Genomic DNA, 22,838 nt, shown 5'->3' on the forward strand with positions numbered 1-22,838 from the left:
CCAAATCAGATAAATGTGACAAAATTGTAAGCTTCGCCTTTTCTCTTGTAAGAGGAATCGATGGGTTCGATTGTTCCTCCTTTTTATACTAAGGCTATAAGGATGTAACACGCTATTTAAGAATTGTTGGTAGGAGGAAACAACGATGAGTGTGTTGAAAGCGCATGCGGTAAGTAAGATTTACGGTTCGAAAGGACAAATGACGTATAAGGCGTTGGAAAATATTCACTTGGAGGTTCAAAAAGGAGAGTTTGTAGGTATCATGGGTCCTTCCGGCAGCGGAAAAACAACCCTGCTCAACATTCTCTCGACCATCGATAAACCGACATCCGGGCACATTGAAATCAATGGCACGAATCCTTCTATGTTGAAAAATAAACAGCTGGCTTTCTTCAGGCGCAGGGAGATCGGGTTCATTTTTCAGGACTTCAATCTGTTGGACACGTTATCGATCAAGGAGAATATTCTCTTGCCGCTCGTTTTGGAAAATGTAAACGTGCGAGAAATGGAGTCGCGTTTACGGGAAAGCGCGCAACTGCTCAATATCGAGTCGATTCTCGAAAAACGAACCTACGAGGTATCGGGAGGACAGAAACAGCGGGCTGCGATCGCGCGCGCGATGATTCACCGGCCTTCTATCCTGTTTGCTGATGAATTGACAGGAAACCTCGATTCAAAATCTGCCAAGGACGTCATGGAGTCGTTACAGGATCTTAACGAACAACTGCATGCGACCATCCTGATGGTGACCCATGATCCATTTGCCGCGAGTTATTGCAGACGAATCATTTTTATCAAAGACGGGAAGTTTTTCTCGGAAATCCGCCGGGGGAATAACCGCCAGGCCTTTTTCCAACAGATTTTGGACGCATTGAGCGTGTTGGGAGGAAGTATCAATGAAATTTCACCAACTCGCGCTTAAAAATGTACGAGGCAACTGGCACCGCTACAGTGCGTTTTTCTTGAGCAGCGTCTTTTCGGTGATGATTTTTTACATGTACGCGGCGTTTCTTTTCCATCCGGATGTCGTCAACGGTCAGATGGTGGCAGCCAAGAAAGTGGCTCAGGGATTGGTGATCTGTGAGTATATCATCATGATTTTCTCGTTTTTCTTTGTGTTGTACTCGATCTCTGCGTTCCTGAAATCCCGTAAAAAAGAGTTCGGATTATTGAAGCTGTTCGGGATGACAACCGGCCAAATCAAGCGTTTAGTCATCTTGGAAAACACATGCATCAGTTTGCTGGCGATCGTTACGGGAATTGGATTCGGGGTCTTGTTCAGTAAGTTGTTCTTCATGGCTCTCTCCACTTTGCTCGGTGTTACCAGTCCGATTCGATTTGCCGTTCCGCCCAAAGCGGTTCTATTTACGGCGGCAGGATTTGTTGTCTTGTTCCAGGTCATAACGCTTGTGACTTTAATACAGGTGGGAAGGTCGGAGATTATTGAATTACTCCATGAAGCGAGAAAACCGAAACGATTCCCGGTGTTCTCCAAATGGCTGGTTCTGCTGTCCGTGGTTTGTCTTGGCTCAGGATACTCAATGGCCTATATCATGAACATAAGGAACTTGATGTTATTCATGCTTCCTGTCGTATTTTTGGTGATTCTGGGCACTTACTTTCTGTTTACACAAAGCAGTGTGGCGCTGTTGCGCCGATTGCAACGCAACCGCTCTGTGTATTACCGGAATACCAATTTGATCACCATCTCGCAATTGGTCTTCAAGATGAAAGACAATGCCCGAATCCTGTTTATGGTTTCTATTCTGAGCGCTGTCGTTTTGACGGCTTCGGGTACGATCTATTGTTTTTTTCAAGGGTTAGTCGGGCAATTGACGAAAAGCGCGCCGCAAACTTTCAGTTTCGTGGAGAAAGGATTGCATCAACATCAACTGATCGATCCTCGGAAGGTAGAAGATATTTTACAAAAAGATCGTGTAGGGATCGAGTATAAAGTGGAATGGATCGGCATCCCCGTTCCCCTTGAATTAGGGAGAAATCATTGGAAGACCACGGGTCTGATCATTTCCGAAGGGGAATACAACGAACAGGCGAAACGGTTAAACCTGAAGGAACGGCACTTGGAGGAAGGGCATGCGATTTCTGTGTACCCTTACGGGAGTGGGGGATTCACTCTATTTGAAAAAGGGAGTACATTCAAGACTTCACTCGGTAAGCAACCGCTCAAATTAACCATCGACGAGGAAATCAGTGAGACCGTCGTGAATCCTGTCGCTGAAGCCACGTATCTGTTCGTCGTGAACAACACGGAATACAAGCAACTCATGAGCCAGCTGCCTGATCAAGAGAAAGTTACGGTCTATGGGTACGAACTGAAAAATTGGAAATCCACAAATGAAACAGTCAAGAAGATCGAGCAGGCCATTCCAGACCAACAAAAAGAGAGATTCTATTCTCGGGTGCAATCTTACCTGGATATGCGGCAATTTACTTCCTTGACATTATTCATCGGTATTTTTGTCAGCTTCCTGTTCTTTCTCGCTTCAGGCAGCATGATTTACTTCAAACTGTTCACAGAAATGCAGGACGATCAGAACCAATTCAGGGCGTTGACAAGGATCGGTATGACCGAACAGGAAATCCGACGCATCGTCTCCGCCCAAGTCGCAATCCTGTTTTTCGTTCCTTGTATCGTCGGGATCATCCATATGATGTTTGCCATGAAGTCACTCGGGAATCTGTTGTCGTCCAATGTCATACCTTATGCGTTTGTCGTCATCTTGATCTTTATCGTCATGCAATCCCTCTATTTCTTCGCCGCGCGTCGGACCTACATGAAGAAGATTTTGCAAGAGACTGTATAGAAATGAAAGAAAATCGGGGGAGTCTTCAAACCACCCCCGATTTTTCTATTAATGCATCGTGTCCCAAAGCTGCTTTCCGATCAAAAGAACCGTCACACCAATGAAAAGCGGCCGTATATAACCGGCTCCTTTGCGAATGGCTACACGTGAACCGACAAGAGCGCCCGCAATCATGGCGCCTCCCATGGGAATCCCGTACTTGTAATTCACAGCACCCAAGATCATAAAGGTAATGAGACTTGCGATATTGCTCGCAAAGTTTAACGCTTTTGCGTTTCCAGCCGCGGTAACAAAATCGAACCCGAGCATCAGGAATGCAAAGATCAGAAATGAACCTGTCCCCGGACCGAAGAATCCGTCGTAAAATCCGATGGCGAAAGACACGATCGCGCTGAGGATGGCGGTTTTTTTGGTAACTCCTTGATAGGAGGAGATTTCTCCCCAGTCTTTCTTGATCAGTGTATAGATCGTCACCCCGATCAAAAGGATGATGACCATCGGTTTCATGAAAGAAGACGGGATGAGTCTTACGGTAAAAGTTCCAAGTACAGACCCTGCCAGTGATAGCGGGAAAAGATATTTCACAAGCTGAAAGTTGATTTTTCCCGATTTCAAAAAGGAAATCGTACTCGTAAGCGAAGACATGGTCCCCGCCAGTTTGTTCGTTCCCAATGCGACAACAGGCGGCAAACCGGCGAATAAAAGGGCTGGAAGAGAAACCAATCCTCCGCCGCCTACAACAGAATCAATAAAAGAAGCCAGAAATCCCGCGACGATTAAAAAAGTTAGCATATGTAATGGTCTCCTCTCCAGTCCTTTCTGCAATATTCTTCTTATAAAAATTACGATACTCTATTCTCAACGAATAAACGAAACGGGCGATCCGCCCGTTTCGTTTATTTCGATGCCAGAAGGTCGCAAAATGCTTTGGCGTAAACCGGGAGATCGGGCGGACGGCGGCTGGAAACGATATGGCCGTCGATCACGACCGGTTCATCGATCCAGGAAGCGCCCGCGTTTTCCATATCGTCACGAATGCCTGGGGTTGATGTGACTTTTCTGCCTTTGAGGATTTTGGCAGAAATGAGAACCCAACCTGCGTGGCAGATATGTCCGATTGGTTTACCGGCAGCGTCCATCTCGCGAATCAATTGAAGAACCTTATCATAACGGCGAAGTTTATCGGGAGCCCAACCTCCGGGAACCAAAATGCCGTCGTAATCTTCACTGCGTACATCACCGAATGAAAAATCGGCCGTAGCGGGGACTCCGTATTTTCCGTGATACGTTTTTCCTTTTTCCGGACCTACCAAGTGGACGATGGCACCTTCTTCACGTGCCCGATAAATGGGGTACCATAATTCCAGATCTTCAAACTCTTCATCAACCAGACAGATGATGCGTTTGCCTTCTAATCTCAACCCGTTCACCTCCTTGGATCACCTTCTCCATTGGAGTGGTTCGAAATGGATCCCCCTCTATTATATTTTACGGAAGGCGTAGCGAATAGCTTCAAAATGATCTTTATCGGCGGCGGTCTCGTCTTTTTGATCTATTTGGGATGGCCCACTTGGAACAGCAAACGGGATACGAACAACAAAGAGACCGCGCGACCGTTCTCTCCTCGTAAGCAAATCGAGTTTGAGAGTTCTCGGATATTCGTTGGAGCATCTGTATTCGGTTACGCTTTGTTTGCACTCGTGAGTGAGCCGATTTCGGGGTGGTAAAATAGAAGGCCGTACCATCTAGGGTACGGACCGGCGTTTCAAGAAAGAATGTTTTTAGGACTTTTTTTCGTGGTTCACGTTTCTTTCTTTTGATTTTACATGTACTGTAAGTATGAATAGGTATTGCGAGTTCTATTACGGAGTTGAAAAGAAGAATTAGAAAAGCTTCCTGCCACGATCAGCGGAAAGATAACGAATGTTTTCAACGATTTCTTGGTCATCGAACGATGTTCGATGTGTGGTCCATATGTTCCCACAAATAGTACCCTAAAACAAGGAACATGATGCAAATACCAAGTAAAAGGATATACAATTTTTTTGCAGACATTTGATCACCTCAAAAAGGACTGGAATTCTTCATTCATTGTGCTACGGAAGGCGTACGGACTTTTTCCAAATTACATTTTCTGCGACTTCTCACAGAAAACCAAATGAGTGCGATGACGATCAAACTTCCGGATCCAAAAATAGACGGCGTTGACCAGACCGTTAATCATCGCAAGGCACATAAAATGTCACCCCATGTATAGATTTCCCCTGATTCAAACCTCTATCCCCTGTCTGGTTTCTTGAATTCATTGTTCCATGAACGAACGGGTTCTATCCTTACAGCTATGAAAAAAGAAGTGAAAGAGAGCATGATGATGATCAACAGAAATATCTATGTTATAGGACTTATTTTTGTTTGCACTTGTTCGAACAGGGGAATTGAGATGTATGATCAGACGTGATATGATAGCTTCTGTCGCCGCGATGAGCGGTGACGAGGAGAGAAACAGAAATTACCACTTGCAAAATAGATTGCAAGATGGTATATTGGAAAAGTCGCTTTTGCGACGGTCGCTCTTTGAAAACTGAATCGTGTAGGGAGCTAGGATACTTGATTTTGTCGGCTCTTCGGAGCGTGACATACAATCTTTCTTCGAGAGTTTGATCCTGGCTCAGGACGAACGCTGGCGGCGTGCCTAATACATGCAAGTCGCGCGGATGGAGAGGAGCTTGCTCTTCGAAGTCAGCGGCGGACGGGTGAGTAACACGTGGGCAACCTGCCTGGCAGACGGGGATAACGCTTGGAAACGAGTGCTAATACCCGATACGCTCTTCACGGGCATCCGTGAGGAGGGAAAGGCGCTTCACGGCGTCACTGCCAGATGGGCCCGCGGCGCATTAGCTGGTTGGTGAGGTAACGGCTCACCAAGGCGACGATGCGTAGCCGACCTGAGAGGGTGACCGGCCACACTGGGACTGAGACACGGCCCAGACTCCTACGGGAGGCAGCAGTAGGGAATCTTCCGCAATGGGCGCAAGCCTGACGGAGCAACGCCGCGTGAGTGATGAAGGTCTTCGGATTGTAAAACTCTGTCTTCCGGGACGAACCGATAGGTGAGGCAATGCTCCTATCCTGACGGTACCGGAGGAGGAAGCCCCGGCTAACTACGTGCCAGCAGCCGCGGTAATACGTAGGGGGCAAGCGTTGTCCGGATTCACTGGGCGTAAAGCGCGCGCAGACGGCTTTCTGCGTCCGGGGTGAAAACCCGGGGCTCAACCCCGGGACGGCCTTGGATACGGGAGAGCTTGAGGGTCGGAGAGGCAAGGGGAATTCCACGTGTAGCGGTGAAATGCGTAGAGATGTGGAGGAACACCTGTGGCGAAGGCGCCTTGCTGGCCGATTCCTGACGTTGAGGCGCGAAAGCGTGGGGAGCAAACAGGATTAGATACCCTGGTAGTCCACGCCGTAAACGATGAGTGCTAGGTGTTCGTGGGCTCATACCCATGAGTGCCGAAGCTAACGCATGAAGCACTCCGCCTGGGGAGTACGGTCGCAAGACTGAAACTCAAAGGAATTGACGGGGGCCCGCACAAGCAGTGGAGCATGTGGTTTAATTCGAAGCAACGCGAAGAACCTTACCAGGGCTTGACATCCCGCTGACCGGTCTGGAGACAGACCTTCCCTTCGGGGCAGCGGTGACAGGTGGTGCATGGTTGTCGTCAGCTCGTGTCGTGAGATGTTGGGTTAAGTCCCGCAACGAGCGCAACCCTTGTGTTGTGTTGCCAGCATTCAGTTGGGCACTCACAACAGACTGCCGACGACAAGTCGGAGGAAGGCGGGGATGACGTCAAATCATCATGCCCCTTATGTCCTGGGCTACACACGTGCTACAATGGGCGGTACAACGGGATGCGAAACCGCGAGGTGGAGCCAAACCCTGAAAACCGTTCGTAGTTCGGATTGCAGGCTGCAACTCGCCTGCATGAAGCCGGAATTGCTAGTAATCGCGGATCAGCATGCCGCGGTGAATACGTTCCCGGGCCTTGTACACACCGCCCGTCACACCATGGGAGTTGGCAACACCCGAAGTCGGTGGGGTAACCTCTATGAGGAGCCAGCCGCCTAAGGTGGGGCCGATGACTGGGGTGAAGTCGTAACAAGGTAGCCGTATCGGAAGGTGCGGCTGGATCACCTCCTTTCTAAGGATGTTATGACGAGGTTCGGCTCACGCCGAACAATCTCCCTACACGATTTGGTTTTGAGGGAGTGAATCCTTCACTTGCTCCTTGAAAACTGGATAACGAATATGAGAAGACATTGCAAAGGGAACTGCATAGCAGTTTGCAATGGAACTGGAATCAACCGAGTCACTTTGTAGATTAAGCTACGAAGGGCGCACGGAGGATGCCTTGGCGCCAGGTGCCGATGAAGGACGGGGCTAACGCCGATACGCCTCGGGGAGCCGTAAGCAGGCTTTGATCCGGGGATTTCCGAATGGGGCAACCCACCCCGCGTAATGGCGGGGTATCCACTGCTGAATCCATAGGCAGTGAGAAGGTACACCAGGGGAACTGAAACATCTTAGTACCCTGAGGAAAAGAAAACAACAGTGATTCCCTCAGTAGTGGCGAGCGAACGGGGAAGAGCCTAAACCGCATGTGCTTGCACAGGCGGGGTCGTGGGGCGTCTCACATGGAGTTACCAATCCTTTTCGTAAGAGAACGGCTTGGAACGGCCGACCAGAGAGGGTGACAGTCCCGTATCTGAAACGAAGAGGACTCCGAGACGGACCCCGAGTACCGCGGGACACGAGGAATCCCGTGGGAATCCGGGAGGACCACCTCCTAAGGCTAAATACAACCTGGCGACCGATAGTGAACCAGTACCGTGAGGGAAAGGTGAAAAGCACCGCGGGAGCGGAGTGAAAGAGAACCTGAAACCGTGTGCCTACAATCAGTCGGAGGGCGTTTATGCCTGACGGCGTGCCTTTTGTAGAATGAACCGGCGAGTTACGATTGCGTGCGAGGTTAAGGCGGGAAGCCGGAGCCGCAGCGAAAGCGAGTCTGAAGAGGGCTTGAGTACGCAGTCGTAGACCCGAAACCGTGTGATCTATCCCTGTGCAGGATGAAGTGCGGGTAAAGCCGCATGGAGGTCCGAACCCACGCATGTTGAAAAATGCGGGGATGACGTGGGGATAGCGGTGAAATTCCAATCGAACTCGGAGATAGCTGGTTCTCCCCGAAATAGCTTTAGGGCTAGCGTCGGAGCAGAGACATGGAGGTAGAGCACTGATTGGGCTAGGGGCCTTCGCGGGTTACCGAACTCAGTCAAACTCCGAATGCCATGATCTCGGTCTCCGGCAGTCAGACTACGAGTGCTAAGATCCGTGGTCAAAAGGGAAACAGCCCAGACCATCAGCTAAGGTCCCCAAATTCCGGTTAAGTGGGAAACGATGTGGCGGTGCACAGACAACCAGGATGTTGGCTTAGAAGCAGCCACCATTTAAAGAGTGCGTAATAGCTCACTGGTCGAGTGACGCTGCGCGGAAAATGTAACGGGGCTCAAACCGGATACCGAAGCTATGGATGGATCGTTCATCACCGTGGACGTCATGGTGAATGAGACATTTTCTGCGAATGCTTTCCGCAAGGATCCATTCAAAAGCATTCGCCAAAATCGCCCGCTCAAACCGCGGGTGGCCATGAGTCTAGGGTGATGAACGATCCGTGGTAGGGGAGCGTTCTTGTTGCGGTGAAGTCAGACCGTGAGGACTGGTGGAGCGGCAAGAAGTGAGAATGCCGGTATAAGTAGCGAAAAGACAGGTGAGAATCCTGTCCACCGAAAGCCTAAGGGTTCCTGGGGAAGGCTCGTCCGCCCAGGGTTAGTCGGGACCTAAGCCGAGGCCGAAAGGCGTAGGCGATGGACAACAGGTGGAAATTCCTGTACCACCATGCAGCCGTTTGAGCGATGGAGTGACGCAGAAGGATAGGGTGAGCGGACGATTGGATGTCCGTGCAAGCAGCGAGGCTGAGAGGCAGGCAAATCCGTCTCTCGGTAAGGCTGAGCTGTGACGCCGAGCGAATTCAAGTAGCGAAGTCCCTGATTTCACGCTGCCAAGAAAAGCTTCTAGCGAGGCTGCTGGTGCCCGTACCGCAAACCGACACAGGTAGGCGAGGAGAGAATCCTAAGGTGCTCGGAAGAACTCTCGTTAAGGAACTCGGCAAAATGGCCCCGTAACTTCGGGAGAAGGGGCGCTCCGGTAGGGTGATGAGCCCGAGGGAGCCGCAGTGAAAAGGCCCAAGCGACTGTTTAGCAAAAACACAGGTCTCTGCTAAGCCGTAAGGCGACGTATAGGGGCTGACGCCTGCCCGGTGCTGGAAGGTTAAGGGGAAGGGTTAGCGAAAGCGAAGCTCTGAACCGAAGCCCCAGTAAACGGCGGCCGTAACTATAACGGTCCTAAGGTAGCGAAATTCCTTGTCGGGTAAGTTCCGACCCGCACGAATGGCGTAACGACTTGGGCGCTGTCTCGACGAGAGATCCGGTGAAATTGTAATACCTGTGAAGATGCAGGTTACCCGTGGCTAGACGGAAAGACCCCATGGAGCTTGACTGTAGCTTGATATGGAAGATGGGTATCTCATGTACAGGATAGGTGGGAGGCTTGGAAATCAGGGCGCCAGCCTTGGTGGAGCCGCCGTTGGGATACCACCCTTGAGGTACTGATCTTCTAACCTGTGCCCGTGATCCGGGCAAGGGACAATGTCAGGCGGGCAGTTTGACTGGGGCGGTCGCCTCCTAAAAGGTAACGGAGGCGCCCAAGGGTTCCCTCAGCGCGGTTGGAAATCGCGCTTCGAGTGCAAAGGCATAAGGGAGCTTGACTGCGAGACATACAGGTCGAGCAGGGACGAAAGTCGGGCTTAGTGATCCGGCGGTTCCAAGTGGAAGGGCCGTCGCTCAACGGATAAAAGCTACCCTGGGGATAACAGGCTTATCTCCCCCAAGAGTCCACATCGACGGGGAGGTTTGGCACCTCGATGTCGGCTCATCGCATCCTGGGGCTGTAGTTGGTCCCAAGGGTTGGGCTGTTCGCCCATTAAAGCGGTACGCGAGCTGGGTTCAGAACGTCGTGAGACAGTTCGGTCCCTATCTGCCACGGGCGCAGGAAGTTTGAGAGGAGTTGTCCTTAGTACGAGAGGACCGGGATGAACCGACCGCTGGTGTCTCAGTTGTGGTGCCAACCGCATCGCTGAGTAGCTATGTCGGGCCGGGATAAGCGCTGAAAGCATCTAAGCGCGAAGCCCCCCTCAAGATAAGACTTCCCACTCGGTCAACGAGGTAAGACCCCCTGAAGATGACAGGGTGGATAGGCGGGAGGTGTAAGCACCGTGAGGTGTTGAGCTGACCCGTACTAATCGGTCGAGGGCTTAATCTAAACGGTTTACGGTTCCATTCCTCATGTTCGTGTCCAGTTTTCAGGGAGCAATCCCGACAGTCTGGTGATGATAGCGGAGAGGACACACCCGTTCCCATCTCGAACACGGAAGTTAAGCTCTCCAGCGCCGATGGTACTTGGGGCGGGAGCCCCCGGGAGAGTAGGTCGTCGCCAGGCTGAACTCCTACTAGCGGGTAATTGCAGTTGGTAGAGCACTCGCCTGCAACCCGCCGGTCAGAGATTTATCAAAACATGACTGCGAAGCGCTTACCTCCGCCTGAATGAGCCATTCCATGTACATGTAACGAAGGGCAGATTGGAGATGGGCGGTGGTTCAACCGTTATTGATGATTAGGGAGCTGTGGTGTAGAGGCCTAACATGCCTGCCTGTCACGCAGGAGATCGCGGGTTCGAATCCCGTCAGCTCCGCCAAACATGATACCTTAATATACCGGGAAGATTATTCTCTTCCCGGTATTTATTTTTATTTTCTCGAACAAGAGTTAATGACGCAGTACAGTATCCGGCATTTCTCCGAAATGAACGAAAAGTCGGTGGTTTCGTTGATTTTCCGCAACAGATGATCTCAAGAGACAAGATCTCTTCTGACCGTGTCCGGTTGAAACTCCCTGCATGCATTCGTCCTGAACATAGGAGAACCTTTCTTCGTGAACTTTTCCCATTTCAATTCGACAAAAAAGGCGTTGACCTTTTTTGTCAACAGCCTCGTAATAGACGTATGTACACCAAGTCTAAACCCGACCTGATGAGTAAACTTATGATAGTAACTGCCGTAGCTCCTCTGTCAGTTTCTGGACCAACTCCGGTCTTCCGTGAAACTGAGCCGGGGTATTCTGATAGAGCGCGATGCGCCATTTTCCCTCGCGTTTCACTGCGACAATTGTGTGATGAGTATTGAGTTTGGGATCGAGATCCGACTCTCCGGGCGGCATCATGCCTGCCACCGCGCGAAGGATCGCAACTTCAGGACTCAAGAAGCGCACGCTTCGAACTTTAGCCACGTAGGGGGCAGGGGAAGTGAGATAATTGGTAAAGATATCTTGAAGATGCGAAGCAAGCTCTGCCCGTCCTATTAACTCGGTTCCATCGAATCCGATGGTTATGCCATCCTCAGCGAACGGCTCGGCCATGGCCTCGGCACTCCGCTCGTTCCAGCTCTCTAACAGCTGTTGATAGAGAGCACGGACTTTGGTCTCATCAGCAGAAGACGAGGATGCCGGTTGGAATGTTGGGGAGCTCATGTTTAATCCTCCTTATAAATAAAGCGTATTGTGGTCACAATCTTTGAAACAATGGTATCCACCCTTATTATTATGGCATAGATACCAAAACCGTTTCTATCCGAGCGACTCTAGCAGACTGGCTGAGTAGTAGAAGCTGGAAACGGCTCTTTGCAAGACATTGTCAACAGTCTCAACCTGCTTCTTAGCAGGTATTTTTATTTATAATAGAATTTCATCTCCATGTAACTTTCATATAGGTTGTGTACCGTGTTTTTACCTTCCTCTCACAATAAGACGGCACCGCCTTCTTTGGGGACTTTTTCTTAAAGTTGTACACGGCTTACGGAAGAGTAGCCATCTATACGAAGATGGGTGCTGATAGATTCCCGTTGATAGATAGTAGTGGAAATATAGAAAATAAGGCGGCTATCTAGTCCAAGCTATCTGCTTGATACGTATACTTACATTACAAATGAACATCAAGGACAAACGAAAGGGAGTGAAAAAAACCCATGCTTACCACTTGTTCTTTTGCTTATCTTCTCTGGAAAAGTAGATTATGATGAAAGAAGGAGTGAAAAATTGAATGCATGAATTACCGGTACTATTAACTGTACTCTCCTTTTTATGTACGATTTCATTTATTTTCTGCAGACCCCAAGTGAATGAGGCGATACCATCAACTGTTGGTGCATTCGTCGTCCTTCTCAGCGGAAGTGTTTCATTAACCGATTTAGGTAAGATCAGCGAAACCATCGGAGGAGCAGCGATCACCATCATGGCAACGATCGTCATGGCGATCGTATTAGAAAGTTTTGGATTCTTTCATTGGGCTGCTGAGAAACTTGCAGAAAAAGCGAAGGGATCAGGTATACGCCTTTTCTGGTACGTGAACCTTTTTTGTTTTCTCATGACCCTCTTTGTTAATAACGATGGTAGCATCTTAATTACGACACCTATCTTATTGATGCTACTTCATAACTTTAGACTCAGAAACCATCAAAAAATCCCCTATTTATTATCTGGAGCTTTAATCGCAACTGCATCGAGTGCCCCCATTGGAGTGAGTAACATCGTTAACTTGATAGCCTTAAAAATTGTCGGCATGGATCTATATATGCACACGGCGATGATGTTCATTCCCGCTTCACTTGGGCTTGTTTTACTTTTGGTGCTTCTGTTTGTTACCTTCTATCGCGTACTGCCACGTAGATTGCCTACAGTCATTCCAGGTTCCTTGACCCATTCCCCTGCAACAGGTAGTCACCCGTTAAAAGGTGATACGTCACCCATTCCCATGGAGAATCGTACAAAATTCATGCGTAATATCCTCATCTTTGTGTTTTGCGTACGCGTGAGTCTCTTCATAGCCTCCTACTTCCACATTCCCGTTTCATTAGCCGCTGTTGGCGGTTCCCTCGCCCTCCTCACTTGGCGTTGGTATCGTTTAGGCATTTCCCCCGCGGATATGTTGAAAAAAACACCCTGGTATATCCTCGTGTTTGCCTTCAGTATGTATGTGATTATCTATGGCTTGCATAACATCGGATTAACCGATGGGCTCATCCACTTCCTCCAACCGATTGTTTCGGGAAGTTTACTTCATGCAAGTATCATGATGGGGATCCTTGTGTCCGTCCTGTCCAATTTATTCAACAATCATCCTGCTTTGATGGTCGGAACGATTACCTTGACCAGTATGCATCTTGATCCACTTACGCTAAAGATCTCGTATCTCGCAAGCGTGATTGGTAGCGACGTAGGTTCCCTGCTTTTACCGATTGGAACCCTGGCTACCTTGATGTGGATGCATATCCTCAAGAAAGGGAAGGTAAAAATCACCTGGGCTCAATACCTGAAGGTGACTTCGGTGGTCATCCCAATCACTGTGTTATTCACTTTATTGATTCTGGCTTATTGGGTTTCTTGGATTTTCTAATATCTTAGAACCATGTGATCAGGAGGTTTTTTCACATGAGTGATTTTCGTTCATTCGTTGGAAAACAAGTGAATGTAGAAATTTCGGGGAAAAACAGTTGCAAAGGGATCCTCATTGACTTGGGATTCGATATCCTCGTTCTATACAACGGACAACAGTACCTCTATATCCCGTTCGTCCATGTACAGCATCTAGAACTCAATTCATCGCCTGATGATGAAATCGAAAATCCCAATCAAGCACCGTTTGATCATCAATCCGAAAGTATTTCCTATAGGAAAATATTAGAGCATGCTCAGGGACGTTTTGTGGAGATGTATGTGACAGGCAATAAGTCCATCCATGGCTATATAACAAGTCTCATGAATGACTACTTCGTATTCTATTCTCCTGTCTACAAAACGATGTATATTTCCCTGTACCATTTAAAATGGTTAATCCCATATCAGAGTCATGTGGTTCCCTATTCACTAAGTACTCAATCGGTTCCGTTTCATCCTTCTCCTGGCACTTTACCGCAAACAGTAATGGAATTATGTAAAAAATTCGAAGGAAAACTGGTGATCTTCGATCTTGGAGATCATAGCAACAAAACAGGACTTCTTAACAGAATGGATACCAACAACCACATGATCGAATTCGTAATCGCGAATGGTGAAAAAATCTATTGGAATTTGCAACACCTAAAGACGATATCCATTTGTGATTGCTAACGGGATTTAATCAGAATTTTCGGGTTAGTGGAAGGAGAAAACATCTATTGACACGCTATTCACTAAATAAAAAAGAATCCCTCACCATTTTAGCGAGGGAGTCATGATGGGTAATGAAGAAGTTATAATAATTATACGAGTGGAATGAAGAAATGACTACACACACGACTAAACAAAATCATAAAATTACTGACCAGGCATGAGGGAATAAATGTTTTTATGCCACAAAAAAGCCAATTTCCCACTCGATTAAAGGGAGTTGGCTTTTTGTTCTTCGCGAAAGAGCTCGACTTGAACATTCTCCGGTCGCGATCCGTGGCGCCATGCAGTGAACACACATACGGAGTCAACAGGATCCTTTTCTCTGAAAAAGTTTCAGACTTTACCTCCAAAAGCGACGGATCAGTTGATAAAGCGAGATAATGAACAAGGCGTCAAATAAGAGTCCCCAGGGCGAGAAGCCTGTGTGACCGAAACTGCAATAAGTAAGCACCTGCAGGTTGCAGGCGCATATTTATTTGAACGATCGATTTCCCATAGAATACTCGATTCAGTCCGATTTCGGAAAGAGTGGTTCCAATTGTTCGATTGCAGCAACTACGTGCCACTTTCTTTTGTCCAAATAATAGACTAATACATCCAATTCGTCCTGAGTAACACCCCATTCTTTCGGGATGTCTACAACTGCCTCTCGAATTCTTTTCCTACTTAAAGACTGAAGTGTGTCGATCGCATCTTGAAGTCCTTTATGATCGATATAGGGGACAAACCGCGGGTGCATGGAACACCAAATTGGTTTTACATAATCGCAGTTCCGAAGAAGCTTTTTGATCGTCCACCAACCACCGCCAAGACAACATTGGTGATCGATCATATAAAATTTCGGTTTGTTACCGATCGTAACAATCACATTTTTCTTATTCCGGTCAAAATTGTGAACCCAATTATCAAACACGAGCATGCCTGGAGCTTTGTCAAGATTGACGCAACTTGCGATCGCCTCTTCCGTTGCAGCTTGCGTAGGATGGATAAATTGACTACCAAAGTGCAGGCCTGGTTGAACCTTTAAGTCTTGAAGAGGGGGATGGAGGTCAATGATCATTTGCGGAATATAGATAATATGACCCTTCGGCACAGGTAAATCTAACATTTCCGCCAGACGATAGCAGATCAGTTCATTCGGTAAACCTCTTATCCCCTGGGGATTATTCATGAATTTAACAACATACAGGTTTCCATCATCACATTCAAATAATTGGGCTTTGGCTAAACCTGTATCCATTGCTCTTAAATATCGAATAGCAGTTTTCAATGGATTTACCTTCTCACTGTGGTAAATACTTTCGACTAATCATAATTTTATTACAGAAAGTTCTTTTTCTGTAGTTTGTTGCTTTTTTAGATTTAAGCTATTGATTTTGAATTAACTCTCTGACTCGGACTCTGATTCTCGTTCACGTTTTTCTGACTCTGACTCATGTCTTTGAGACTCAGACTCTGACTCATGTCTTTGAGACTCAGACTCTGACTCATGTCTTTGAGACTCAGACTCTGACTCATGTCTTTGAGACTCAGACTCTGATTCATGTCTTTGAGACTCAGACTCTGATTCATGTCTTTGAGACTCAGACTCTGATTCATGTCTTTGAGACTCAGACTCTGATTCATGTCTCTCAAACTCTGACTCTGACTCTGACTTTCTTCTCACAATCACTCTCTCAAACTCTCTCTTCTCTTTTATAAACTCAAATTCTGACTCTGACTCTGACTCTCGCTCTTGTCTCTCTGACTGGGACTCTCGCTCTTGTCTCTCAGATTCCGACTCTCGCTCTTGTCTCTCTGACTGGGACTCTCGCTCTTGTCTCTCAGATTCCGACTCTCGCTCTTGTCTCTCTGACTGGGACTCTTGCTCTTGTCTCTCTGACTCCGACTCTCGCTCACGCTTTTCTGACTCTGACTCATGTCTCTCAAACTCTGACTCTGATTCTGACTCTCGTCTTGACATAAACAAATTCCACTCCATAATCTTAGCTCCTTTTCGATTTTCTTATTTACGATATTAACTAGGAGCTCAAACGGAAACGGATAAATGACATCTATTCACGCTGAAATCTGATTCTTCGGAAATATTGAGCCGTCTATCGATAAGGCAATAAAAAAACCTTCCTGCACAGAAGGTCATTTGAAAGGCAGCGGTTCGATTCCTATGTATTTTAGTAGATGTAAAATCATCTTTTGGTTCTGTGTCTTGTGCTGCGTGAACTTTTTTGATCATGTTCTTTTTCAATTGGATCCCGGCGCATAAACTGCGTCAGTCCAGCTTTGGCGGCTATTCGGAAGATTCCACGGATCTCCTCGCGATTCAACTTCTTCATACGAATCACCTCTTCTGTCTCAAACTATCATATTTGCAAGAATCATGATTTGCGGCGGTACATATCCTGATGCTTTTACCTCATTGTTGGATGACCTCGAACTTTAAGGACTTCCGTTCATCGATCGGGATAGGCAAACTGTACAAACTTCATGAGTGAAAACATATGTTTGATATATAGTAAAAATTAAACGACTCGTCGGAGGGGGAAGATCATGGGAACTGCTCCTAGCTTTTATCTCGCGTTCATCGCCGGAATCCTGTCATTCATCTCGCCGTGTTGTTTGCCGTTGTATCCTTCCTACATTTCCTATATTACGGGAATCACATTGGAAGAAATGAAAAGTGAAGATCGGCGAAGGAAGGCTCGTAACAAGGCGCTTGGACACGCATTGTTCTTCGTTCTCGGCTTTTCGTTCATCTTTATTTCCTTGGGGATGTCAGCGAGTCTGGTGGGCAGACTTTTTGCTGAGTACAAATCTTTCGTACGCCAGGCAGGCGGTCTCTTGATCATTGTCATGGGACTTTTTTTGGCCGGTATGCTCCAACTGGACTTTCTATACAGGCAAAAAAAGTGGCAGTTTCGCGCGAAGCCTGTCGGTTACATCGGGTCGGCTCTTGTGGGTATCAGCTTTGCGGCCGGATGGACCCCATGTGTAGGACCTATACTCGCTTCTGTTCTCGTCCTGGCGGCAACGAACCCTGCGAGCGGTCTCTGGTTCATGTTTTTTTACACGTTGGGCTTTGCCGTTCCCTTCTTATTACTCGCCTATACGCTAGGTTCGATCCGTTGGATCCTCAAATACTCCGAAGTGATCAGCAAGATCGGCGGCTGGCTATTGGTCATAATGGGTATGTTCTTGTTCACCGGCTGGATCAACAATTTGACCTCATGGTTCATTCGTATGTTTGGCGGGTTTATCGGAATATGAAATGCATGAACTGACTTTCGGCGGCATAGACATGTATTTGTCGGCTGGAAGGGGGAGTGCAGGAAGTATGTAAATTTATAAAAAATGAAAACATTTGTTTAGAGTTTCTTCACATGTTTCTCAAACTTTTCTGTTATTCTTTAAACAAATTCAAACATTTTCCCCTGTCCCTACTCAATACATAAAGGGAGGTGAATATTAGCAGGATCTGAACCGTTCATCCTCTCATCGATTTAAGTCGAAAATTGTTGTTTATTGTCTAAAAAAATTATTATTTCAAAGTATTCTTGACGTATTATCCGTATTGTAGATAATAGAACATGTACAGGCGACCTTTTTTTAGCAATCGAGAGAATCTTGTGCCTGTAAAAAAATGACCGGGAGTGTGACGCATATGGAGAACCAAGTAGTGAAAGTGACCGAATTCTGCTTGGAGCAAATGGAAAAGAACACGATTCATGCTTTCGAAACGATGAAACAGTCCGTCGTTTCAACGGCAGATTTCCTGGCATGGGCGCAAGGAGAAGTGCAGAAAGTTGTAGACTTTACGCAGCAAGGAGCAGAAACTTTTGTCGCCCAATTAGACAAGATCAAAGAGCAGCAACTCGCTTTTCAAAAAGATCTTCAAAAACAGGTCAACAGTCTGTTGGAGCTCTTCAAGAAACAAGCCTAGTAGGTGATCAATCATGAGTACAAATTATGCGGATCCGTTTGACGTGTGGAAAACGCTCTATCAAGAGATCGAGCCACAGATCTCCAAATCCCTGCACAATGTGCTCGGAAGCGAAATGTATGCGGCGCTTTCCTCACAGCTCCTAACCACGATGTTGCAGATGGAACAATATTTTAAAAAGAATATCGAACATCTTTTACAAACATATAAAGTACCTTCATTGAAAGATTTTGAGCGGTTAAGTGAACTGGTCGTCGGAATCGAATCGAAAATTGATGCGATCGACGAACGTCTGATTCGCTTGGAACAGGAAGCTGCTCAAACATCCGAATTGAGAGGCACGATGACGGAACTGTCCCAACAATTGGCGGTGCTCAACGAGAGTCTGCAAGCTTTGACGAAAGCATCCGTGGCTGATGCGGAAGCAAAACAAAAACGGGGCCATAAAAATTAGAAAAACCAAGATGAGTAAAGTTTGATCAGAAACTCATGCGAGTGAACGTGTGTGAAATTTGGAACAAATGTGCACGTGACGAGCAAAACAACATAATGACATACATTTGAGACATCAAGGGAGGCAATTCATAATGGCACTGATGGAACAAGACATACAAGTACTGAAAAATAAACCCCTGTTTGGCAAAGTGGCACTGGTCACCGGATCGTCGCGTGGAATTGGTGCTGATATCGCAAAAGAACTGGCTGGACAAGGCGCAACTGTCATCATCAACTTTGTATCGAACGCAGAAAAAGCTCAGCAAGTCGCTGAGGAAATTCGTGGATTCAACCCGAACGTTCATCTCGTTCAAGGAAATGTAAGCAATCGCGAAGATATCGATCGCATTTACGAAGAAGTCCGCGAAAAATTCGACAAGGTTGATATTCTTGTCAACAATGCAGGGATCACGAGAGATTCGCGATTCGTGAAAATGACGGCTGAGCAATGGGAAGAAGTCATTCAAACGAACTTGAGCAGCATCTTTTATATGACGAAAAAATTCCTGCCGGAAATGATTGAACAGAACTACGGTCGTGTAGTCAATATCTCCTCCATCATCGGGCAGGCAGGAGGATTTGGTCAAACCAACTATTCGGCTGCAAAAGCGGGCATGATTGGTTTCACCAAATCATTAGCACAGGAAACCGCGAAGAATAACGTGACCATCAACTGTGTTTGCCCGGGTTACATATTTACAGAGATGGTGGCTGCGGTTCCCGAGAAGGTTCAAGAGAAGATTATTGCAAAAATCCCGATGGGGCGTTTCGGTAAAACAGAAGAGATTGCGAAAGCGGTAAGATTCCTGGTCGTAGATGGCGATTACATCACCGGTCAATGCATTAACGTAAACGGCGGCATGTACATGTAAGATCAGTTAAGCCCCTGGGGTTTCCAGGGGTATTTTTCGGAGGTGAGTGGGATGACAGTGGCAGAAGATTGGAAGGAGATGTGGAAACAAACGATGGGTGGCTTCCAAGAAGCGATCCATAACGGAACACCGCGCTCATGGACACGTTACCAAAAAGTTTTGAATGTGCTCAACCGCGCGGAACCGCCAACGGGGACGACACCCAAAGAGGTGATCTGGCGCAAGAATAAAATGCGCGTCTACCGTTTCACATTGCCTGGTGTTGAAGTGACGAAGAAAACGCCGATTTTCATGCTATACGCGATGATCAATAAGCCGTACATTCTCGACATGGAACCGGGGAATTCATTTGTCGAGTATTTGCTCAAACAAGGATATGATGTATACATGCTCGACTGGGGCGAAGCGGGGCCCGAAGACCGCAAAAACGGGTTTGCCGAATATATTCTTGACTACCTACATAAAGCGGTCGAACGCGTGTGCATGTACACAAAGAAGGAGCAAGTCAATATGTTCTCGTACTGCATGGGTGGTACGATGGGTGTCATGTATACGGCGTTATTTCCTGAACGTGTAAAAAACCTGGTCGTATTGGCTGCGCCGATTGATTTCCGCCATGCAGAACTGTATAACTCTTGGCTCAATGAGAAACATTTTGATGTCGATAAGTTAGTGGATACACTCGGCAATATCACACCTGAAGTGATCGATTTTGGAAACAAGATGTTAAAGCCGCTTACAAACTTTGTGAACCCATGGATACACCTGTTTGATAAAGTGGATAATGAGCAATTCATTCATAATTGGCGAATGTTAAACAAATGGGTGAATGATGGCACGCCTTTCCCGGGTGAGACTTATCGTCAGTGGATCCGAGACTTCTATCAGCAAAACAAGCTGATTAAAGGAGAAATCGTTCTGCGTGGCCGCCAGGTCGATCTCTCGAAAATCGCTTGCCCAGTGCTGATTCTCACCGCGGAACATGACCATATCGCACCGTGCAATCAGACACGTGCCTTGTTCGAATACATCAGTAGCACCGACAAGACGGAACACAATTATCCGGTTGGCCATGTCAGCCTCGTATTCGGGGGAACGGCCCGGAAGCAAGTGTATCCGCAAACGTACGCATGGTTATCGGAAAGAGACGAGTAAATGGACTTATATTTGCAAAAAAGAAGGAAATCGGCTGCGATTTCCTTCTTTTTAATGCGCTTATTAGCATCTGGTTTTCGAGCGGTATTTACACGAAAAGTAGTTTCCGTAATTAGGATATCTCTCGTAACTGCTGGCGCTCCAGGAAACTGCGAATGACCCCGTTAAACTCTTCCGGACGTTCCAGTTTAGCCAGGTGTCCGGATCTCCGCAAGATGACCAATTCGGAGTGTGGGATACGCTGGTGCATCAGGACCTGCATCCAAGCGGGGGTGAGACGGTCATACTGACTTCCGATGATGAGTGTTGGTACTTTGATTCTTCGCAAAAGCAGGCGATTATCCACGGTGAGACAAGCATCCACCGATTTCGCATACGCGTCCATATTCGGAGTAATCGCTTGGGTAAACCGGTCTAACGTCTCATTGGTAAGCGTGTATAAACACATGTACGCAGCCAATTGACGCTTCATGACTTTGGGGAGTTGGAGTTTCCATAAACAGATATAGTCCATCAGGATTTTGAATGTGATCGGAATGAAAAAGAATGTATTCACCAGAATTAAAGAACGACAACGTTCAGGAGCCAGTCGATAGATTTCCTGAGTGACCGCTCCACCCATGGATAAACCGCAAAAGTGAGCGCTTTCTATTCCAAGATGATCCAAGAGGGAAAGTATGTCATGCGCGAACGTTTCAATCGATATATCTTCAGTTGTCTCCGATTGTCCATGTCCCCGGAGATCCGGAATGATGAGGTCATAGTTGTCTGATAATGCATATTGGAACACCCAGCTCTCTTTTCGTTCACCGAGTCCATGAATCAGCACGAGCGGTTCACCCGAACCGATTCGGTTATAATACATGGTAATCCCGTTAATCCTTGCTTGATACATAAAAACCACCTACCTGAACATTGTTTTTGACCTTCATAGCGGTACGGTCTAAACTGTTACAGGTATTTCCACAAGTCACGAAAATATACGTCATGCATGAAAACAAATGGGTACAGGTAAACTTTGTGTATTCGATTGACATCATTGAAATATAGATGTAAAATACACATAGATGTTAGTTGAGGGTGATTGGTATGGCTGATGAAAAAGAACATCCATCTTTGGGGAGCCCGCCGAAAAACTTTATAGTTCCATTTATTTTACTTTTACTACTCCGCATGCCGATGCACGGATATGAACTCATGCAAAAATTGGCTTCCTTTGGCTTTTCTGCGCTCGATCATGGCAATTTTTATCGCATGTTGCGGCAATTGGAAAAGGATGAGTTCGTCCGTTCCCAATGGGAAACATCGGAAACCGGTCCGGCAAAACGTTTATATTCCTTAACGGAAGCAGGGGAAACGTATCTCAAAGCATATGCCGGTCAGCTGGAACAATACCAGGCAATGTTAGATCAATTTTTTAGAATGTACACTAGCATGCTCGATCTCTACTTGCCCACTTTCCATAAAGAGGGCGGGACAGAGAATTCTTCGAAACGAGTGCAATCATTACATGCCATTAGGAGGGACGACGATGAGCGCTAAGGAAAAGAAAACGGAAGTTAAAACAGTGAACTGGGTGGATTCTTGGGTGAACATGTTCTGGAACGGGTACGAGAAAGGGATGTCTACCTTTCTGAAGCAACTGGAAGAGAAAGAAGATGCGTATCTGCGTGCATGGGAATCTGCAAGAAAATCAGCACAAGAGTTTCGCAATCAACTGGAAGGGACACTGAAGAATGTGTCAAAAGCCAACTGGGAGCTGTTGAATGAATGGAATGATAACGGCAAAGGAATTGCAGCTGAATATGAAGGGACGAACACCCCGCTCCAGGATGCTGTAACGAAGTTGGAAAAAATCGCATGGACACCTTGGAAATTTGCAGTTGATTGGCTGGAACGTTCGGAGAAACAACTGGAAGAGGGTAACAAAGAATTTATCAAATTCCTCCGGGATCATCGCGAGTCTTGGGCGGCTTGGAATGAAGCATATGTTGTTTATTCCAAAAAGAATCAGAACGCATGGCTTTCGACACAATTGGAACGAGTACAATCGATTGTCGGTTTGCCGACAAAATCTGCGTAAAAAGGGACGCCGGGATATCCGGTGTTTTTTTATATTTGGCCAATTGCCGCTATAGAACATCATACGGGGAAACTAACGGATTTGCTTTCCGTTTTCTAAATATC

Annotated in this window: 19 protein-coding genes, 1 tRNA gene, 3 rRNA genes and 1 pseudogene; 17 read left to right on the forward strand and 7 right to left on the reverse strand. The window is 47.0% G+C overall.

Annotated elements, in window-relative coordinates; all coding sequences use genetic code 11:
* Positions 1-145 precede the first annotated feature (145 nt).
* Both DNHGIG_RS08925 and DNHGIG_RS08930 read left to right on the forward strand, forming a co-directional pair.
* Positions 146-922, forward strand: coding sequence for an ABC transporter ATP-binding protein (locus tag DNHGIG_RS08925; protein ID WP_282199332.1), 777 nt, complete (start codon positions 146-148; stop codon positions 920-922).
* On the forward strand, positions 897-2,825 hold the full coding sequence (locus DNHGIG_RS08930) for an ABC transporter permease (protein WP_282199333.1): 1,929 nt from the start codon (positions 897-899) through the stop codon (positions 2,823-2,825). Before DNHGIG_RS08925 ends, DNHGIG_RS08930 begins: the two co-directional genes overlap by 26 nt.
* Before the next feature lie 48 nt (positions 2,826-2,873).
* Here DNHGIG_RS08930 and DNHGIG_RS08935 read toward each other — a convergent pair whose 3' ends face one another.
* Together DNHGIG_RS08935 and DNHGIG_RS08940 are read right to left on the reverse strand one after the other, a co-directional pair.
* A complete protein-coding gene (locus DNHGIG_RS08935) occupies positions 2,874-3,617 on the reverse strand; it encodes a sulfite exporter TauE/SafE family protein (protein ID WP_282199334.1) in 744 nt (247 codons plus the stop codon).
* A gap of 104 nt (positions 3,618-3,721) precedes the next feature.
* On the reverse strand, positions 3,722-4,246 hold the full coding sequence (locus DNHGIG_RS08940; RefSeq protein ID WP_282199335.1) for a type 1 glutamine amidotransferase domain-containing protein: 525 nt from the start codon (positions 4,244-4,246) through the stop codon (positions 3,722-3,724).
* Positions 4,247-4,291: 45 nt separating this feature from the next.
* Between DNHGIG_RS08940 and DNHGIG_RS08945 the strand changes: the two genes are divergently transcribed.
* From DNHGIG_RS08945 to DNHGIG_RS08970, 6 genes are all read left to right on the forward strand, one after another.
* A complete protein-coding gene (locus DNHGIG_RS08945; RefSeq protein ID WP_282199336.1) occupies positions 4,292-4,552 on the forward strand; it encodes a hypothetical protein in 261 nt (86 codons plus the stop codon).
* A 717-nt stretch (positions 4,553-5,269) separates the two neighbouring features.
* On the forward strand, positions 5,270-5,410 hold the full coding sequence (locus tag DNHGIG_RS08950; protein ID WP_282199337.1) for a hypothetical protein: 141 nt from the start codon (positions 5,270-5,272) through the stop codon (positions 5,408-5,410).
* Between the two features lie 60 nt (positions 5,411-5,470).
* Positions 5,471-7,021: ribosomal RNA gene (locus DNHGIG_RS08955) — 16S ribosomal RNA — on the forward strand.
* 178 nt (positions 7,022-7,199) lie between these two features.
* A 23S ribosomal RNA gene (locus DNHGIG_RS08960) occupies positions 7,200-10,254 on the forward strand.
* Positions 10,255-10,314: 60 nt separating this feature from the next.
* A 5S ribosomal RNA gene (rrf, locus tag DNHGIG_RS08965) occupies positions 10,315-10,431 on the forward strand.
* The 16S, 23S and 5S rRNA genes sit together here with 1 tRNA gene alongside, the layout of an rRNA operon.
* Before the next feature lie 178 nt (positions 10,432-10,609).
* A tRNA-Asp gene (locus tag DNHGIG_RS08970) sits at positions 10,610-10,686 on the forward strand.
* Positions 10,687-11,030: 344 nt separating this feature from the next.
* Here the strand turns inward: DNHGIG_RS08970 and DNHGIG_RS08975 are convergent.
* Positions 11,031-11,516 (reverse strand): SgcJ/EcaC family oxidoreductase, encoded by a 486-nt coding sequence (locus DNHGIG_RS08975; protein ID WP_282199338.1) that lies wholly within the window; start codon positions 11,514-11,516, stop codon positions 11,031-11,033.
* A 568-nt stretch (positions 11,517-12,084) separates the two neighbouring features.
* Here DNHGIG_RS08975 and DNHGIG_RS08980 point away from each other — a divergent pair.
* Both DNHGIG_RS08980 and DNHGIG_RS08985 read left to right on the forward strand, forming a co-directional pair.
* Positions 12,085-13,437, forward strand: coding sequence for an arsenic transporter (locus DNHGIG_RS08980; RefSeq protein ID WP_282199339.1), 1,353 nt, complete (start codon positions 12,085-12,087; stop codon positions 13,435-13,437).
* Positions 13,438-13,472: 35 nt separating this feature from the next.
* Positions 13,473-14,150, forward strand: a complete 678-nt coding sequence (locus tag DNHGIG_RS08985) for a YwrJ family protein (RefSeq protein ID WP_282199340.1) — start codon at positions 13,473-13,475, stop codon at positions 14,148-14,150.
* A 249-nt stretch (positions 14,151-14,399) separates the two neighbouring features.
* On the opposite strand, the pseudogene DNHGIG_RS20970 reads toward DNHGIG_RS08985, so the two are convergent.
* The 3 genes and pseudogenes from DNHGIG_RS20970 to DNHGIG_RS08995 all read right to left on the reverse strand — a co-directional run.
* Positions 14,400-14,507, reverse strand: a pseudogene (locus DNHGIG_RS20970) (hypothetical protein); the annotation flags it as partial.
* Between the two features lie 193 nt (positions 14,508-14,700).
* Positions 14,701-15,462, reverse strand: coding sequence for a HipA family kinase (locus DNHGIG_RS08990; protein WP_282199341.1), 762 nt, complete (start codon positions 15,460-15,462; stop codon positions 14,701-14,703).
* 916 nt (positions 15,463-16,378) lie between these two features.
* Positions 16,379-16,525 (reverse strand): hypothetical protein, encoded by a 147-nt coding sequence (locus DNHGIG_RS08995; protein ID WP_282199342.1) that lies wholly within the window; start codon positions 16,523-16,525, stop codon positions 16,379-16,381.
* A 214-nt stretch (positions 16,526-16,739) separates the two neighbouring features.
* On the opposite strand from DNHGIG_RS08995, the gene DNHGIG_RS09000 reads away from it, so the two are divergent.
* From DNHGIG_RS09000 to phaC, 5 genes are all read left to right on the forward strand, one after another.
* On the forward strand, positions 16,740-17,456 hold the full coding sequence (locus tag DNHGIG_RS09000; RefSeq protein WP_282199343.1) for a cytochrome c biogenesis CcdA family protein: 717 nt from the start codon (positions 16,740-16,742) through the stop codon (positions 17,454-17,456).
* 394 nt (positions 17,457-17,850) lie between these two features.
* The gene (locus DNHGIG_RS09005) at positions 17,851-18,129 is read left to right on the forward strand and encodes a hypothetical protein (protein ID WP_282199344.1); all 279 of its coding nucleotides are present in this window, start codon (positions 17,851-17,853) and stop codon (positions 18,127-18,129) included.
* A gap of 13 nt (positions 18,130-18,142) precedes the next feature.
* Positions 18,143-18,583, forward strand: coding sequence for a hypothetical protein (locus DNHGIG_RS09010; RefSeq protein ID WP_282199345.1), 441 nt, complete (start codon positions 18,143-18,145; stop codon positions 18,581-18,583).
* 142 nt (positions 18,584-18,725) lie between these two features.
* A complete protein-coding gene (gene fabG / locus DNHGIG_RS09015) occupies positions 18,726-19,496 on the forward strand; it encodes a 3-oxoacyl-[acyl-carrier-protein] reductase (protein WP_282201395.1) in 771 nt (256 codons plus the stop codon).
* A 78-nt stretch (positions 19,497-19,574) separates the two neighbouring features.
* Positions 19,575-20,651 carry a class III poly(R)-hydroxyalkanoic acid synthase subunit PhaC gene (gene phaC, locus DNHGIG_RS09020; protein ID WP_439647769.1) on the forward strand — a complete coding sequence of 359 codons (1,077 nt, stop codon included), beginning with the start codon at positions 19,575-19,577 and terminating at the stop codon, positions 20,649-20,651.
* Positions 20,652-20,763: 112 nt separating this feature from the next.
* Here phaC and DNHGIG_RS09025 read toward each other — a convergent pair whose 3' ends face one another.
* The gene (locus tag DNHGIG_RS09025; RefSeq protein ID WP_282199347.1) at positions 20,764-21,546 is read right to left on the reverse strand and encodes an alpha/beta fold hydrolase; all 783 of its coding nucleotides are present in this window, start codon (positions 21,544-21,546) and stop codon (positions 20,764-20,766) included.
* A gap of 194 nt (positions 21,547-21,740) precedes the next feature.
* Here DNHGIG_RS09025 and phaQ point away from each other — a divergent pair, with 194 nt between their 5' ends.
* Together phaQ and phaP are read left to right on the forward strand one after the other, a co-directional pair.
* Complete coding sequence (phaQ, locus tag DNHGIG_RS09030; RefSeq protein ID WP_282199348.1) at positions 21,741-22,193, forward strand: poly-beta-hydroxybutyrate-responsive repressor; 453 nt, start codon at positions 21,741-21,743, stop codon at positions 22,191-22,193.
* Positions 22,183-22,734 (forward strand): polyhydroxyalkanoic acid inclusion protein PhaP, encoded by a 552-nt coding sequence (phaP, locus tag DNHGIG_RS09035; RefSeq protein ID WP_282199349.1) that lies wholly within the window; start codon positions 22,183-22,185, stop codon positions 22,732-22,734. Before phaQ ends, phaP begins: the two co-directional genes overlap by 11 nt.
* Positions 22,735-22,838: the final 104 nt, after the last annotated feature.

Origin of the sequence: Collibacillus ludicampi, assembly GCF_023705585.1 — a bacterium.
GTDB classification, from domain to species: Bacteria; Bacillota; Bacilli; order Tumebacillales; family BOQE01; genus Collibacillus; species Collibacillus ludicampi.

Coding starts and splice junctions, on each gene's coding strand:
- DNHGIG_RS08925 (WP_282199332.1), top strand. CDS start 146: ATGAGTGTGTTGAAAGCGCATGCGGTAAGTAAGATTTACGGTTCGAAA.
- DNHGIG_RS08930 (WP_282199333.1), top strand. CDS start 897: ATGAAATTTCACCAACTCGCGCTTAAAAATGTACGAGGCAACTGGCAC.
- DNHGIG_RS08935 (WP_282199334.1), bottom strand. CDS start 3,617: ATGCTAACTTTTTTAATCGTCGCGGGATTTCTGGCTTCTTTTATTGAT.
- DNHGIG_RS08945 (WP_282199336.1), top strand. CDS start 4,292: ATGGATCCCCCTCTATTATATTTTACGGAAGGCGTAGCGAATAGCTTC.
- DNHGIG_RS08950 (WP_282199337.1), top strand. CDS start 5,270: ATGATCAGACGTGATATGATAGCTTCTGTCGCCGCGATGAGCGGTGAC.
- DNHGIG_RS08975 (WP_282199338.1), bottom strand. CDS start 11,516: ATGAGCTCCCCAACATTCCAACCGGCATCCTCGTCTTCTGCTGATGAG.
- DNHGIG_RS08980 (WP_282199339.1), top strand. CDS start 12,085: ATGCATGAATTACCGGTACTATTAACTGTACTCTCCTTTTTATGTACG.
- DNHGIG_RS08985 (WP_282199340.1), top strand. CDS start 13,473: ATGAGTGATTTTCGTTCATTCGTTGGAAAACAAGTGAATGTAGAAATT.
- DNHGIG_RS08995 (WP_282199342.1), bottom strand. CDS start 16,525: ATGAAGAAGTTGAATCGCGAGGAGATCCGTGGAATCTTCCGAATAGCC.
- DNHGIG_RS09000 (WP_282199343.1), top strand. CDS start 16,740: ATGGGAACTGCTCCTAGCTTTTATCTCGCGTTCATCGCCGGAATCCTG.
- DNHGIG_RS09005 (WP_282199344.1), top strand. CDS start 17,851: ATGGAGAACCAAGTAGTGAAAGTGACCGAATTCTGCTTGGAGCAAATG.
- DNHGIG_RS09010 (WP_282199345.1), top strand. CDS start 18,143: ATGAGTACAAATTATGCGGATCCGTTTGACGTGTGGAAAACGCTCTAT.
- fabG (WP_282201395.1), top strand. CDS start 18,726: ATGGAACAAGACATACAAGTACTGAAAAATAAACCCCTGTTTGGCAAA.
- phaC (WP_439647769.1), top strand. CDS start 19,575: ATGTGGAAACAAACGATGGGTGGCTTCCAAGAAGCGATCCATAACGGA.
- DNHGIG_RS09025 (WP_282199347.1), bottom strand. CDS start 21,546: ATGTATCAAGCAAGGATTAACGGGATTACCATGTATTATAACCGAATC.
- phaQ (WP_282199348.1), top strand. CDS start 21,741: ATGGCTGATGAAAAAGAACATCCATCTTTGGGGAGCCCGCCGAAAAAC.
- phaP (WP_282199349.1), top strand. CDS start 22,183: ATGAGCGCTAAGGAAAAGAAAACGGAAGTTAAAACAGTGAACTGGGTG.